The organism is Pseudomonas sp. LBUM1674 (genome assembly GCF_059695635.1).
In genome coordinates, this window is the sequence record NZ_CP166779.1 from 2,034,715 (window position 1) to 2,047,876 (window position 13,162).

The following is a 13,162-nucleotide window of genomic DNA, read 5'->3' on the forward strand; positions in this document are numbered from 1 at the left end:
GAAAATTGACCGGTAGTTGGCTGGTCTCTAAGGCTGTATAAGGATTATATGGACTTTCAAAATCTCGATAAAATTAACTTGGCAATCTCATTAAATGTGGTTGTGTTTTTTATTTCCTTCGTGGGGCCTGGCTTTTTACTTTGGTATGTCCATAGTCCGGAACTATTTGAAAAGCTGGATTTTTTGAAGCTATTGTTTTTGGCGGTAGCGGTTTCGACGCCTACATTTTTAGTGCCATTTTCATACACTGCGTTGAAGCAGCGTGTAATTTCTGTGGAGTATCCGGAGCTGCTCCCTTTATGGGGTGACCCTGTGGACTGGTATTTACGTCATGGAGTTATCAATGCGTTGAACATGTACTCTGTCATTTTATTAGTGTGGTGGCTTCAACTAGGCGGCAAGGGGGTGGTATTTCTTATCTTAGGTGTGGTGATTTCAAATGTTATCGGAGAAATGATCGGTTATAAGCTTTTCTTAAAGCGGCCTAGTTCGTTGTATTGGATTGTATTTGACAGGAAGAATAATAATATTTCGGGAAAGGGCTAGGAGCGTATTATTATTGTCGGCCAAGATTTTTGCTGTGCAGGTATTTGGAGATTACAATCCCAAAAAACTTTAACGAGCCGTCTAAGTAAACGGCCGGGCATGACAGTTCCTTTGCCGCTATAGAGGCTGACTTTGAAGCGGGGAGGGAGTTACTGCGGGGTATTGAGTGTTGCGTCGATTGATCTACCAACGCTGCCTACTCAGGCGTCCAACGCTCGCGAGTCAGTCCCTCAGCATGTTTGTCGTCCAAGCCATTCGTGGACTTCAGCCAGCACCAGAGCGGCAAGCGGGTCATGTCGCCGAGGTTTGGCGTGTGCTGGTAGTGATGGGCGAGCACCACACTGGGGAAGGTCTCAATCTCGGGGAGCCATGTCTTGCGCATGCCCAGTGGGTGCCAGGCTATGGTCGCAGCCGCCGCAAAACGCTGCCGTACATTATAAGCATTTGATTTATACTCGGCCATTCACAACGGCTGGGTGGCGCACATGGATAGCTTCGTAATAAATGTCGATGGTATTAAATATGAAGGAAAAGGAGTTCTGGTAGATCAGATGATCAGCACTACCCTAGGCTCTAAGGAGATGCCGCTCAACATTCACCTAGATAGTGATACCGATTGGTCTGTAGTACTGCCAAGTGTCGCAAGTATATTTATTGCTGCATCTATTGGCTACGTTACGGTTAGGGTTCAACAAAATCAGATTAAAGCTAATATCGCCAATTTTCGTCAGCAATGGATGTCCGAACTCAGGGAGTGTGCGTCGGACTATCTTCGCGTTCTTTACTCAATGGCTATAAGAAGTGCGCATCAGGAAGGATTTCGCGATGACTCTGTTTATGTGGATTTTCAGGAGCGAATGGCTGTCCTCACCATTAAATTTGAGCTTCTATTGAGCAGGGATGATGCCTGGACTCGGAATATTTTAGAGCTAGATAATGAAATCACGATCGCTATAGCCAATCTCGAATTTGGGGATAACCCTCAATCATGCTTACAGAAGCTTAATGCAATGAAGCAACTTATGAGGGTTGAGCTTGAGGATGCTTGGACAGATATAAAAAACGATTTGAGGGGGGCTGGGCTTATCCCTACCATGGTATTAACCTGGAAAAAGTTTTGGAAACGCTAAGCACTTGCTATTCAAATTGTTACCGGAGCATTGAAGAGAACACTGGCAAAGCACCTGCCTGCTCGCGTACGGCCTGCATGCCTTCCTCGTCGTAACCCCAGATGTTGCTGTCATCGAACCGTTCAGGCCGAGATAGCCAGGGTTCAGTGGTTCACCGGTACAGATGTAGTCCCGGAATTTTTTGACAAAATCCTTCAGCGTGCCGCTGTGGGTGAAACCACGCCACCGGCCACCCCACACCGTTTAATGGGTGAAGACACGCTTGCCGCTGTAGTCGTAGATGAACCAGACCTTGCCGCGATGATCGACTTCCATGCTGGCGTAGCGATTTACGGACTGGTTGTAGAAGAAGCGGCGGCCGTGGTCGGCGATGATTCGGATTGCCTGATTGACGTGCTCGGTTCGTTGTCGCTGCAGGATGAGTTTGTTTTCTGTGGGCATGGGGCGTCCTATGCCGGGTCATGCCCGGGCGGTGGAGTGATTTTTGAGATCAGCTACAGTTCACTGATCAGCTATCGGAGGTCGGCAGTCATGCAGCAGGAATTTCGCTGTCAAAACCCAGCGTGCGGAGTTTTGATCGAGGGACAAAACCGGATGCGGGATGATCCGGAGACTGGCGGGCTGGCGATTATTTGTCCAACATGCAAAGCGAAGCATGTTGCAGTAGAAGACCTTGGTCTTCCCGGTGGTCCACGGGAGATTCGGTTCAAACTCCTCCGAGGCTTCGGCGGGGGAGGTACCGGTGATGGCGGAGGCTAATCGGAAATCTGCAGAAGAGTCCGCAGCCCTATCCAGCGAACAACGGTGACCGCCTTGCTGTTACCGATTGCCTTGTAGCGGGGGCCGTCTGGGCATTCGCTGGTAGGCCTGCCGCGCCATGGGATCGAATACAGTGAAATCTGCTAGGATAAAGAACTTAGTTTTTCCAAGCCGATTGTTGCGGCTTCCCATAGTCAAATAAGGTGGGTGCGTTTTTGAGCAAGATCAATCCATTCAAGCCCAATAGCCCAGTATCTGCGGGGATGTTCGCGGGTCGTGTTAAAGAAATGCAGGCTTTTGAAAAGGGCCTTCACCAGACCAAAAATGGGCATGGCACAAACTTGCTCCTGACGGGTGAGCGCGGGATTGGAAAGTCTTCATTGATGAATCTTCTTAAGTGTCTTGCGGCTGGATTGGTGATTCCAGTTACAGGCGACTATAAAAAATTTAATTTCGTTGCTGTTAATGTTGTTATTTCCGATCGCACAAGTCTGGTTAGCTTTATTAAACTTATTGAAAAAAATATTAGCCGTGAGCTTGGTAAGATTGAGACAGTTCGTAAATTTTTAGCTGAGACCTGGTCTTTTGTTCAGAGAATAAAGGTTCTTGATTCAGGTGTCGATAAAGCACTTCCTATTGATGATTCGGATTTGCTAATTGATGATTTTGCCTATTCACTATCAGAAACATGCAAGCGAATAGCCAGCCCAGAAAAAGGAGAAAATGGCCGTGATGGCGTAGTTTTTCTTATTGACGAAGCAGATAACGCGTCTCCATCACTCCATATTGGTTACTTTTTCAAAGCCGTTACTGAAATGCTTCAAAGCCACGGGTGCAGCAATGTCATGTTCGTTGTTGCTGGCTTGCCAGAGGTAGTTGAAAAGCTAGCCAAGTCTCACGAATCCTCTATTCGAATTTTTACTCATCTGAAAGTAAAAGAATTAAATTTTACAGACACCAAGTATGTTGTTGATCGCGGCATTGCGGCCGGAAATGACGTCAATGACGTGAAAACGACCATTGGGGAGCTTGCGAAGGATCATATCGCCACGCTTTCGGAGGGGTACCCGCATTTTATCCAGCAGTTTGCCTACTCGGCGTTTGATCGCAATGTCGATGGCGAGATAACGATGGAAGATGTACTTGATGGGGCTTTTAGCGAAGGAGGGGCGATTGATTCCATCGGGACCCGTTACTATGCGAGCGATTACCATTCAAAAATCAAGTCTGATGAATATCGCCAAGTACTTAGCATCATGGCTGAAAATATGAATGAGTGGATCAAAAAAAGCGAAATTCGCAGCAGTTTCTCTGGTGATGACCAGACACTTACTGACGCTCTGCGTGCTCTAACTACCCGGAAAATCATTCTGAAAAATGAATCTAAGATGGGCGAGTATCGGCTACAACAGCGAGGATTCGCACTCTGGATCAAGCTTTTTGGATCAAGGAAGCACGCTTAAGGATCATCGGGGGCGTAACTCCACCATTGCTTATTTCAGGTTTTGGGCGGGCCTGACTCTCGACCTGTTCGGAACCGCCTAGGCGTAGGACGGCCGGGGTGCAGTCGGGCTTCTTGTCGATCTTCTGGATGATGCTGCGGAGAACAGGCATTGCGGATACCTCGGGTAGGCGCCGCCCTCCGTGACCGGTGGTGGCAATTTGGTTTGGGATGAGGGAGCATTAAGATTTCCCGGGATGCTCTGTATGGACCTGTGCTTAACGTTTACAGAAGTGCAATGGACTCTTACCAAGGATGTCGCGGCGGTTGTAGGTTCCTTAGCTAGCATTGGCGCGGTCGCTGCAGCAATTGTGTTTGGGTGCCTTGGGCTTAAAACGTGGAGACAGCAACTACGCGGGACCGCGAACCATGAAATGTCTCGAAAGCTACTGGTCGCGATCTACTCGTATGAGGCGACCCTGAACGCTGCTCGAGACATCGGCTTAAGTTTGAATGAGCTCTGCGAAGAAGACGTATGCCAGATCACTAGTCTGGCGGGAGATTCGAAGCGGTTCGCTTTTACTTACTCAATCTATCGATCCAGGCTGAAAGCTATTGATACCTCTCTGGTTCCTGTTCGTGCGCATCTCTTGGAGGCGCGTGCGCTTTGGGGGCGCGAGCTTGAGGATCTCGTGAGTGAGCTGATAAAGATGAAGGATGAGTGGTGGACTGTCGCCAGGCGATACTCATCAGCAATGAACCCTGCAGAGGACTCCGAAACAAGAGAGCTCTATGCCAAGGCCTGGATAGAGCACAAGGGCGTACTGTACGAAGGCGATGAAGATAACGAGTTTGGGGAACGGTTTATCCGACATTTATCTGGGGTGGAAGCGTATCTTCGTACGAAAATGTAGCTACCAGGGCACGTCTCACTGCGTTGCTCATCTAAGGTAGCTGGCAATCTCGTATCGAATCCAGTAATACGGGTGACTGGCATGGGGCCGGATCAAGGAGAGCGGAATGAAATATTGGGACTCGTACAATTATCCCGAGGATGATCCGAAGGTGAAGATCATTTTCGGCCCTCAGCAGCACGGGGCTCCGGTTATTGCGTGGCTAGGCCTCTATGGGTCGACAGTTGTTCCGCCAAAGGTAAACGTAAAAGCTAAGTTCTCATTGCGTTGCACCGATGAGGACGAAGCTCGGGAAGTAATGAACGCCCATGCCGATGAATTCATCAAGCAAAACAAGCTGGTCTCAGTCATGCTCAATCCGTAATGCCTCGCGCTGACTGAACTGATGAAGCCTCCGCGCCACAGACGGCGACACCGTGATTTCGTGTCGCGGCGGATCAAGCAGGGGCAGACACTTTTGAGGCCCCATTGCATGCAGATGGTGAATCATCAGCGTGATCGCCTCACCCTGTTCCTCGATGCCGCTCCAGGCCATCAGCTCAGCCAGTGCCTGGCGGGTGCCGGCCATGCAGTGCAGCCTGATTTCTTCCTCGCCGCGAGTCTTTCGCCTCGCCGCAGTCTTTGCCGATCGATCTTTCTGCGCGGCTGCCATGGTTTACCTCTTCTATCCCGCTGACCGGCAATGCCAGCCAGGTTTGTCGTTTGCGTTGCTGCGGCCTGGACTTCATCCGCTTCATGCTGGGGGCTTGGCGTGAAAGGCTGGACGAGGGCCGCCGCGAGTCGACTTCGGATAGTCGATCTCGAACTTGTCCAGGATCCGGGTGAAGGCCGTGAACGATATCCCGGTCTTCTCCATGGCCTGATTGCGGGTAAGTCCGATTTCCTTGAAGGCCTTGATGCGCTCGGCGTCCTTGGCGTCTTTGGCCTCGTCCACCGTGGCGGGCCGCAGGTTTGAACTGGGCATGTAGTTGGACTTCTTGAAGGTGAAGCCGTTGGCCTTGGCGATCGCATGCAGCTTTCTCCGGTTGATCCCGGTTTGCGTCTCGACTTCAGCCTGGGTCCCGGTAGCGGCCAGCTTCCTGATGCGTTCTTCGAGGTCGATCTTGGCCTGGGCGCGCGCTTCTCGATCAATGTCACGCTGAGTCAGCCGGTCAATCTTGATAGGTTCGACTGCTCGCCGGATCGGCGCGCTCTTAACTGTCGGCGACGGATCGTGCCTCACCGGTGGCGGAACAAAGCTCGGCCCCTGCAACACCTCAATACTCCCCCCTTTCTTCAAGAAGGCCTCCTGAAGCAAGGCCAGTTCGTGGCGTTGAGGATCGTTCATTTGGATCATGCTGAGTTCGGTGCTTATCATGCTGCCACCTTTGCCAGCCTCACGCCGGCCATGCTGAATCTTGAACCCTGAGCAGCAACCATAGAGTCGAGCTCATCCCAGTTGACCGTCAGCACCGACAGCGGGGCCTGTCCGTATGCAACCGCCTTGACCAACTCTTCAAGATCGAAGACATCGGCTTGAAGGCTTACGGCCTGCTGAGCTGATGTGACCACCGGCTTCATCGCTGCTTGGGTGATCGGTGCGGACTTGATCGGCGCCGGCGTTACGACTGGCGCAGGCTCAGCAACAACCTCGACAACCGCCTGCTTCGCCTTGGCGTCCTCGATCTTTTGCTGTTCTTCCTTGCGGATCTTCTCGCGCAGGGCCTCGGCCTTTTCTTCCTCGGCTTTCTTGTGCTCGGCGATCCGGACCTTGATCAGGGCGGTCAGGTCATCATTGGCCTTCGTGACCAGCTGCTGAGCGTCGACAAACAGGAAGGCATGATCGGCAGCCAGGGTGCGCAGGCTTTCGAGGTTCAGGCGAATACCGTCGGCTGTTTGGCTGGCATCGATCTTGGCCCGGGCCAGTTCGGTATCAACAGCGTCCTGCAAGCTGGCGATAGTGCGCTTGTTCTTCATGGCGCCGGCGAAGTCTGCGGTCACCGCCGGCAGCGTCACTTTGCCAAGGGTCTTATTGATCGCCGCGACGTGATCAATCAGCGCCTGCTCGGCCTTCTGCTTGATGCTGGTCTTGACCACCAGTTCCTGAGCCTTCACCAACTTGTCGACTTTCAGGCGGGTTTCACGGGCATGCGCAGAGACACGATCCAGCGACGAGAACAGTTCTTCGATGGACTGCGTTTGCGACAGCGCCTGCTTCTTGGCTGAAGCGACCGCTTCTTCAACATCACCGCACCACTTGACGGCCTTCTTTGCGTCGGCGAAGTCTTGATCGGTCTGCAGAGTGGTTTTTACCGAATCAATGACCGCGAGGGCGGACTGCTCGAACACTTTCAGGTTACTGGCGGTAACCATTCCGGTCAGCTCGATGCGCAGCGCAGGCAGTTCGTCAGGAGCCTTGCCGACAACGATCGATGGTGCATCTGCAAACTCATGTACGGCGAGGTCGGCCTCGAACTGCCTCCACCCAGCAACCAGCTTTGCTGCGCGGCCTGGCACGGGCGTGTATTCCATCGAGACGAAGTTGTCTTCGGTCCCGTCGGAGCAAACGAAAATCACTTTCTCCGCACCGCTCACCAGCAGTTGCTGCTCAAGTTGCCAGTAGTAGTGCGGATCAAGGTCGCCGGCCCGAACATCGGCGGCCAGCTGCTCATTCCACATTTTGTGTTCGAACAGCGTTTCGCCGAGCATGGTGCAGCCGTCGAGCGAGGCCAGCAGGTCGTCCTTTGTGCCGACAATAGGGAAGAGATCTTCGCCGATCCTGGCCTCTAGAATTGGGCGAGCCAATGCTTCGAACTCGTGCCCCTTGTCGAAAAGGTATTTCTGCACCCACCACGAAACGTCGCGATCAAGGCCGGACTTCTTGGCGTCGAGCAGTTCGGTGCGCTTCATCTGCTTCGACGCACCCATCATGGCCGGCGCTTCGGATGCAGTGTGGAAATCAGCGCGAAGGGCGTGCCAAGCATCGGATCCCTGCAAAACGTTATGGATGATCATGCTGCTTCCCCTTCAAGTGGTTTCAACTGTTTGATGGCATCGGCCTGCTCGGCTGTCAGCGTGTATTTGCTGCTCACGGTGGCGATCAGATGCTCTGGCGATGATCGGCCAGCCTCGACCGCCTCTCGCCATTTCGGCAGGTTCTCGGCCAGCTTCTCGCTTGGATAGTCGGGCAGCGCCACTGGGGCATCGATCTTCTTCACGCTGGCCAGAGGCTGGGCTGGCTCGCGCTCTTTCGGCATGTCCTGCAACTCTTCGGCGACCGGCATGCCGCGCAACACATCAGGGAAGACGTCACGCAATGCGAAAGCCCTGGCCCGCATCTGGCGCATTCGCTTTGGGTGCTGTGTCCACGGACCTGCTTTGCCGATGAGGCCGGCGATCTTGGCGTCATCCATGCTGTACTCGCGATACTGCTCGTCTTCGCCGCGGCGCTTCACTCGACAGGTTGCCGTGTGGCCGTCGTCGCTCTCGTAGACGTATTCACAAAGAGGGGAGCCGCGCACCAGGGCAATCACTGCGTCACCCCAGAGCGCTGGGCGCCCGTTGATGACCGCGATGTTTTGCATCGCCTGCAGCGGTTGCAGACCCAACTCCAAACCCCACTGGATCGCCACAAGGATATTGCCCGGGTTGCCGAGGAACTCTTTCGGCACGATGGTCGATTTGGCCAGGATGTCGGCGAAAGCCATTGCCTCGGTAAGCGACGACGGCGTCAGGCTGAAACTTTGCTTTGTGGTTAATTCGGACACGACAGAATCCTTGCCGCGATGCACGCAGCGTTCGAAGGTGTGAGTTATTGGGTGAGCTGAGAGCAGTAGGCGCTGGCCAGCAATACGACTGCTGTACCGAGAAGAACGATGGCCGAACCTCGCCATACGTAGATTCGGCGGGCCTTTTGGTATGAGGTCACGGCCGAACCCTAACCGCGATTCGACCACCCTTCATGGTTGCAGCCAGGCGCTTCGGAAGGCTGGCGACCAGAACTTCGCGGGACTTGCCGATCACTTCGTTGAAGGGGAGGCCGAAGCCGAGCAGGACCAGCTTCGATTCGATTTCGTCGAGCTGCTCATTAATCAGCGTTTTAACGGGTGCAGTACTCATTGCAACTCCTTGCGCTGCTGGCAGTGTTTGAGCAGGCGCTTGCAGTAGTGGCTGAACTCTTCGAGTGAGATTAGATGATCAGTCATCAGGTTGGTGATGATCCGCTGCACCAGGATGCTGTTGCCGGGTGGGCTATCTGGATGATCAAGACTATCGAGCGCCTCATCGATCAGGATGTGAGGGCTCAAAGCTCGTCATCCTCGGCCTTGGCTATCAGGGCGTCATCAGCGAGGGGCTCAAGCAGTGCCTTGGCAATCTCGCCCAGTTTGCCGAGTGGGTGATCGCTATTGCCCATCAGTTCAGCAACAGCAGTCTTGTCAGCGTTTCCGGCCGTCGCCGTGATCAGCAGCCAGCCCAGCGCCGAGGTGTGCACTTCGCTGTCGGCAAGGCGGTTATTCACGTACTCATCGACTGCCAGGGCGAATTCCTCGGCGGTCACGCCTTGCGGTGGGCGCATGCGGCGCTGGAGCGACACGCTGTTGCCGCGCAGCAGTTCTTCGGCGGCGTTGTACAGCCACTCGGCCCGAGCATCATCGTGCGGGCTGTGGATCACTGGAGGCGGCTTGCGGTGGTGTTTAGGCAGAGAACTATGTGTGGTGCTCATGATCGCCTCCAGAGTGGCGAGATGGATCCGGGCGAGGGCCGCCCTGCATCCTTTTTAAACATATTGACCGCGGGCTATTCGGTGCGATCCGTTGGTTAGTTGCACGAACCGCATTGGCCAGATGCCAGGCACGGGTGATCAAACCCAGCCGTGAGACTGGCCTGGCGTCTGCCGATGCGGTTTTGGTTCTAAGGGAGGGCCTGCCTTACGGCTGATGCGCGGTGACATCGTCAGCCCTGCTTTCCGCTGCCTGCCAGGGTGTTGGGCGCAGCCTTCAGGCTTGCTGCGCCGCGCGGGTGGATCGCTTACTGGTGCATGACTGCAAATCCTCCGCTTTAGTGTTGATGATGGTGAGCGTTACGCCACGTAAGACTTACCATGCTGAGCTTTATCTAAACTGATACAGGTGGCCGGTATAAGCCGGGGTTTCGTCCGCATCCCGCTGCCCACTCGGTGAATGGACAGAGGCGATGCTTCAGCCTTCGCAAGACCACTGGTGGTGGTTTGCGTGTTCTACGCTGCAGAACGGCAGGTTTTGCTGGCGAACGTATTTCTTCCTCCGCACTGGGTCGTAGGCCTGATCAATGATGTTTTTGAAAATCGCTGGGTCGGCTAGCTTTCCACAGCGGGTGCATTTCGTTTGCGCTGTTGCTGGTTGATCCATCGCTCTTGCTCCGGTTGTTTTCCCAATGCACCCGGTTGCCCAGGTGCATCAGTGAAATGTTCCATTCCTTCTGGCTCTGCTTTTCGGGTCATTCACGCGGCTCGAGCATTTCGCTCTAGTCAGCCGTCGAGGTGGTCCTCGCGTTGGTAGCCTTTCGGGGCTATCTGATCTCCGGTCGCCGTAGAGGCAGTGCCGTCGTTGTTCGTATTGCGCTGACTGTTAAAGAGCGGTCAGGCCCTTTAAGGCCCTTCGCGCTTGGCCCCTGATTGGGTGCCGGTTGCGATGGAGTGAATATGTACTAATGGTTCACATTGGTCAAGTACTGAAAGTACATATTTTCTTCAAAGTACAGAGAGTGATGAAAGTCCGTCGCGGATTGCTTTAGGTATTTACCGTCGGAGATCGCTTCGCTATAGTCGGTTTGTACTGGATGGATATACAGCATTTGGAGGAAAATATGGCAAAGGCGAAGAAGCAAGAAAAACCAGCGGAGCGACAGCAGATCAGCGGGATGGAGAGGCTTGGGCTGCGTGTCTCGGGGATGATTAATCACCCCGTTGCCCAGGTTCAGAGATGGGTGACGATCCACCGCCTGGATACCGATGGGGATCGGGAGTGGGAAGAGGTGATGGGCTTGCTATCCGAGACGGACGGGATCGACATGACCTTCAACGACGATGAGTCGGTGACGATTCGTTGGGAGGCAAGTGCCGACGAAGATCGGCCGGTGGAAGCTTTCGAGCCAGTAGAGGAGCCGGCGCCTTTTTGAGAGAGGAAAAAAAACCCGCTTGTGGACGGGCTTCAAATGGAGTCCATGAAATGCCCCCCCTGACGCTACCCGTTGAATGAATAGGGTCAAGGCAGGAACAAGAAAGCCCGCACAAGGCGGGCTTTCTATTCACGTAGCCGAAGCCCTTTGGATGACTGGAATAGTTCGCTGAATACGAAAAACCCAGAGTTGGGCCTGTGTCGGTTGATGTACTGGCAATAGGATGGCATCGTGAGCAGAAGCGTGGTCAATTCCTGGAGAGAGCGATGTCAAAGGAAGAAATCGGCAGTGATGGACAAAAAAATAATCAAATGCTGTTCACGAATGAAGAATCTGAAGTAAACCTCAGATTTGACACTGAAGATCAGTCAATTTGGGCTACGTACCAAAACATAGGGGACCTGTTTGGCGTCGATGTGTCCGTAGCAAATAGACACGTCAATAACGTTTATTCAGACGGCGAGCTAGAGAAATCGGCAACTCGTGCAAAATTTGCACTAGTTCAAAATGAAGGTGGGCGGCAGGTTGTGCGTGAGGGGATTCTTCACTTCAACCTGGACATGATTCTCTCAGTGGGCTACCGAGTAAACGCAAAAGTAGCGGTTAAATTCCGTCAATGGGCTACAAGGACTCTCAAGGCTTATATTGAGCAAGGTTATGTAATCAACGAAAAGGCTCTGCGTGAGTCACCCGAAAAGCTAAACAAGCTTGCCGCGGCGGTACGCGCCCTGAGATCAGAAGAGAAGCAGGTTTACGCAAAGGTTCGCGAATGCTTCAAAATCTGCTCATCTGACTACGATTCTAGCTCTCAACAGGTGAGGAGCTTTTATGCCCGTCTTCAGGATAAGTTCCATCATGCTATTACAGGAATGACTAGTTCCAAGCTGATTATGGATAGGGCTAGTCACAAATCCGAAAATATGGGTATGCAATCCTTGAGGGGCGACTTTCCGACTTTGGAAGAAGTGAAAATTGGGAAGAACTATTTAAATAGTGAGGAGTTGTACAGGCTGCATTTGCTGTCCGAGCAGTTCATGTTATACGCTGAGAGTACTGCGCTCACAAAGAAAGTGATGACTATGGATTCGCTTCACCAAAAACTTGATGATCTTCTTGTCTTTAACGACTATCCAGTCTTTAGTGGTTATGAGGACTACATCAAGGAGGAGGCAATAAGCCACGCTAGGCAAGAGTTCGAGTATTACAAGAATCGCAAAAAAGTGGAGGCTCTTGGTTACAAGTACGATGAGGAGGCCTTGGCTGCTGGTGAGTACGACGAGTTGTTCGCAGATGACTGATATAGAGATCGGCTCTAAAGTATTTAAAGTGACAGATTATCCGTTTGCCCCTCACTTACATTGCAGCAAAGATCTCCAAGTGAAAGGGGCTGCAGCTTTAGAGTGGTTAAGGGCTTTTGGCGGCTCAGTACACGCTGATCGCTATCATAACTATGCTAAGGAAATAGACGGATTTGGAATTCGCCCAGAATTACAGGATGCCGAAAAGGAGATGCATGCTTTTCTTAACGCTCATTCTGAAATGAACGAGCTAATACGGATTTATGAAGTAATGCAGTCAATAGATTCTGGAGAATATATTACAACGCTGAGAAAAATATCTTCGGGGCAGGCATTCAGAAATAGAGTTGTAAATGAGCCGAGTCGAGACTTTTTGTTTGAACTGTCGGTGGCTGCAAGATTCTTGCGAGCAGGCTATGAAATAACTCTTAATCAGGTGGCAGATAGTATTGCTTTTGTTGAGGGGAGGAAGATATACATTGAGGCTAAGCGTATAAGGTCTGCGCGCCAGATTGGGAAAAGGGTTGGCGAAGCCAATAAGCAGATTTTTAAAAGACTCTCTCAAGATCATTCTAGTAAATCTAAAGGGCTAATTGCTGTCAGTCTAACTGATGTATTAAATCCAGATAACGATATGGCGATTATTGATGATATTGAAATGATGAGAAAAAATAATTCGGACCTCCTCCACGAATTTGTAGCAGGTAGTGAAGAGCTTAAGAAGGGCAGCACAAATAAATGTATGGGGGTTTTAGCTGAATTTACTATGCAAGGCATGATTTATCGAAAAAGCAGCTCGCTGCAAGAGGAGGTCATTCTGGCCAATTGTAGGGTGGGTAGCTTCAGGCGTTACAATTCTCAAGATTTGAATAATGAGTTATTAAGAAAAATGCTTCCTAAACTATGTAATCAGTCTTTGTATGGTTGATTGTTTCGCCA

General features: G+C 52.1%; 16 protein-coding genes and 1 pseudogene. 8 read left to right on the forward strand and 9 right to left on the reverse strand.

Annotated elements, in window-relative coordinates; translation table 11 throughout:
- The first annotated feature begins 48 nt into the window (after positions 1 to 48).
- Complete coding sequence (locus ACA067_RS09530; protein ID WP_497461512.1) at positions 49 to 546, forward strand: hypothetical protein; 498 nt, start codon at positions 49 to 51, stop codon at positions 544 to 546.
- A 283-nt stretch (positions 547 to 829) separates the two neighbouring features.
- Here ACA067_RS09530 and ACA067_RS09535 read toward each other — a convergent pair.
- A pseudogene (locus ACA067_RS09535) lies at positions 830 to 1,009 on the reverse strand (hypothetical protein); the annotation flags it as partial.
- 22 nt (positions 1,010 to 1,031) lie between these two features.
- Here ACA067_RS09535 and ACA067_RS09540 point away from each other — a divergent pair.
- Positions 1,032 to 1,676 carry a hypothetical protein gene (locus ACA067_RS09540; RefSeq protein ID WP_497461513.1) on the forward strand — a complete coding sequence of 215 codons (645 nt, stop codon included), beginning with the start codon at positions 1,032 to 1,034 and terminating at the stop codon, positions 1,674 to 1,676.
- Between the two features lie 243 nt (positions 1,677 to 1,919).
- On the opposite strand, the gene ACA067_RS09545 is transcribed toward ACA067_RS09540, so the two are convergent.
- Positions 1,920 to 2,117: a YoqU family phage-derived protein gene (locus tag ACA067_RS09545; protein WP_497461514.1), complete on the reverse strand. Its 198-nt coding sequence runs from the start codon at positions 2,115 to 2,117 to the stop codon at positions 1,920 to 1,922.
- A gap of 533 nt (positions 2,118 to 2,650) precedes the next feature.
- Between ACA067_RS09545 and ACA067_RS09550 the strand changes: the two genes are divergently transcribed.
- The 3 genes from ACA067_RS09550 to ACA067_RS09560 all read left to right on the forward strand — a co-directional run bounded on the left by ACA067_RS09550 (position 2,651) and on the right by ACA067_RS09560 (position 5,154).
- Positions 2,651 to 3,898: an ATP-binding protein gene (locus tag ACA067_RS09550; RefSeq protein WP_497461515.1), complete on the forward strand. Its 1,248-nt coding sequence runs from the start codon at positions 2,651 to 2,653 to the stop codon at positions 3,896 to 3,898.
- Positions 3,899 to 4,142: 244 nt separating this feature from the next.
- The gene (locus ACA067_RS09555; protein ID WP_497461516.1) at positions 4,143 to 4,790 is read left to right on the forward strand and encodes a hypothetical protein; all 648 of its coding nucleotides are present in this window, start codon (positions 4,143 to 4,145) and stop codon (positions 4,788 to 4,790) included.
- A gap of 106 nt (positions 4,791 to 4,896) precedes the next feature.
- On the forward strand, positions 4,897 to 5,154 hold the full coding sequence (locus ACA067_RS09560; protein WP_497461517.1) for a hypothetical protein: 258 nt from the start codon (positions 4,897 to 4,899) through the stop codon (positions 5,152 to 5,154).
- On the opposite strand, the gene ACA067_RS09565 is transcribed toward ACA067_RS09560, so the two are convergent.
- The 7 genes from ACA067_RS09565 to ACA067_RS09595 all read right to left on the reverse strand — a co-directional run bounded on the left by ACA067_RS09565 (position 5,134) and on the right by ACA067_RS09595 (position 9,492).
- Positions 5,134 to 5,442, reverse strand: a complete 309-nt coding sequence (locus tag ACA067_RS09565; RefSeq protein ID WP_497461518.1) for a hypothetical protein — start codon at positions 5,440 to 5,442, stop codon at positions 5,134 to 5,136. The genes ACA067_RS09560 and ACA067_RS09565 overlap by 21 nt on opposite strands.
- A gap of 81 nt (positions 5,443 to 5,523) precedes the next feature.
- Positions 5,524 to 6,147 (reverse strand): hypothetical protein, encoded by a 624-nt coding sequence (locus ACA067_RS09570; protein ID WP_497461519.1) that lies wholly within the window; start codon positions 6,145 to 6,147, stop codon positions 5,524 to 5,526.
- On the reverse strand, positions 6,144 to 7,784 hold the full coding sequence (locus ACA067_RS09575) for a YqaJ viral recombinase family protein (RefSeq protein WP_497461520.1): 1,641 nt from the start codon (positions 7,782 to 7,784) through the stop codon (positions 6,144 to 6,146). Before ACA067_RS09575 ends, ACA067_RS09570 begins: the two co-directional genes overlap by 4 nt.
- A complete protein-coding gene (locus tag ACA067_RS09580; RefSeq protein ID WP_497461521.1) occupies positions 7,781 to 8,536 on the reverse strand; it encodes a recombinase RecT in 756 nt (251 codons plus the stop codon). The genes ACA067_RS09575 and ACA067_RS09580 overlap by 4 nt, the downstream gene beginning before the upstream one ends.
- A 157-nt stretch (positions 8,537 to 8,693) precedes the next feature.
- Complete coding sequence (locus tag ACA067_RS09585; protein ID WP_497461522.1) at positions 8,694 to 8,888, reverse strand: hypothetical protein; 195 nt, start codon at positions 8,886 to 8,888, stop codon at positions 8,694 to 8,696.
- Entirely contained in the window at positions 8,885 to 9,076 is a 192-nt protein-coding gene (locus ACA067_RS09590; RefSeq protein WP_497461523.1) for a hypothetical protein, read from the reverse strand. The genes ACA067_RS09585 and ACA067_RS09590 overlap by 4 nt, the downstream gene beginning before the upstream one ends.
- Positions 9,073 to 9,492, reverse strand: a complete 420-nt coding sequence (locus ACA067_RS09595; protein WP_497461524.1) for a hypothetical protein — start codon at positions 9,490 to 9,492, stop codon at positions 9,073 to 9,075. Before ACA067_RS09595 ends, ACA067_RS09590 begins: the two co-directional genes overlap by 4 nt.
- 1,121 nt (positions 9,493 to 10,613) lie before the next feature.
- On the opposite strand from ACA067_RS09595, the gene ACA067_RS09600 reads away from it, so the two are divergent.
- From ACA067_RS09600 to ACA067_RS09610, 3 genes are all read left to right on the forward strand, one after another.
- A complete protein-coding gene (locus ACA067_RS09600) occupies positions 10,614 to 10,925 on the forward strand; it encodes a DUF1654 domain-containing protein (protein ID WP_497461525.1) in 312 nt (103 codons plus the stop codon).
- Between the two features lie 266 nt (positions 10,926 to 11,191).
- On the forward strand, positions 11,192 to 12,223 hold the full coding sequence (gene rhuM / locus ACA067_RS09605) for a RhuM family protein (RefSeq protein WP_497461526.1): 1,032 nt from the start codon (positions 11,192 to 11,194) through the stop codon (positions 12,221 to 12,223).
- Positions 12,216 to 13,151 (forward strand): hypothetical protein, encoded by a 936-nt coding sequence (locus ACA067_RS09610; RefSeq protein ID WP_497461527.1) that lies wholly within the window; start codon positions 12,216 to 12,218, stop codon positions 13,149 to 13,151. The genes rhuM and ACA067_RS09610 overlap by 8 nt, the downstream gene beginning before the upstream one ends.
- Positions 13,152 to 13,162 lie beyond the last annotated feature (11 nt).

Excerpts from the sequence above, each read along its gene's own strand:
- ACA067_RS09555 (WP_497461516.1), top strand. The coding sequence starts at position 4,143 with ATGGACCTGTGCTTAACGTTTACAGAAGTGCAATGGACTCTTACCAAG.
- ACA067_RS09565 (WP_497461518.1), bottom strand. The coding sequence starts at position 5,442 with ATGGCAGCCGCGCAGAAAGATCGATCGGCAAAGACTGCGGCGAGGCGA.
- ACA067_RS09585 (WP_497461522.1), bottom strand. The coding sequence starts at position 8,888 with ATGAGTACTGCACCCGTTAAAACGCTGATTAATGAGCAGCTCGACGAA.
- ACA067_RS09610 (WP_497461527.1), top strand. The coding sequence starts at position 12,216 with ATGACTGATATAGAGATCGGCTCTAAAGTATTTAAAGTGACAGATTAT.
- ACA067_RS09545 (WP_497461514.1), bottom strand. The coding sequence starts at position 2,117 with ATGCCCACAGAAAACAAACTCATCCTGCAGCGACAACGAACCGAGCAC.
- ACA067_RS09530 (WP_497461512.1), top strand. The coding sequence starts at position 49 with ATGGACTTTCAAAATCTCGATAAAATTAACTTGGCAATCTCATTAAAT.
- ACA067_RS09595 (WP_497461524.1), bottom strand. The coding sequence starts at position 9,492 with ATGAGCACCACACATAGTTCTCTGCCTAAACACCACCGCAAGCCGCCT.
- ACA067_RS09575 (WP_497461520.1), bottom strand. The coding sequence starts at position 7,784 with ATGATCATCCATAACGTTTTGCAGGGATCCGATGCTTGGCACGCCCTT.
- ACA067_RS09570 (WP_497461519.1), bottom strand. The coding sequence starts at position 6,147 with ATGATAAGCACCGAACTCAGCATGATCCAAATGAACGATCCTCAACGC.
- ACA067_RS09600 (WP_497461525.1), top strand. The coding sequence starts at position 10,614 with ATGGCAAAGGCGAAGAAGCAAGAAAAACCAGCGGAGCGACAGCAGATC.
- rhuM (WP_497461526.1), top strand. The coding sequence starts at position 11,192 with ATGTCAAAGGAAGAAATCGGCAGTGATGGACAAAAAAATAATCAAATG.
- ACA067_RS09540 (WP_497461513.1), top strand. The coding sequence starts at position 1,032 with ATGGATAGCTTCGTAATAAATGTCGATGGTATTAAATATGAAGGAAAA.
- ACA067_RS09560 (WP_497461517.1), top strand. The coding sequence starts at position 4,897 with ATGAAATATTGGGACTCGTACAATTATCCCGAGGATGATCCGAAGGTG.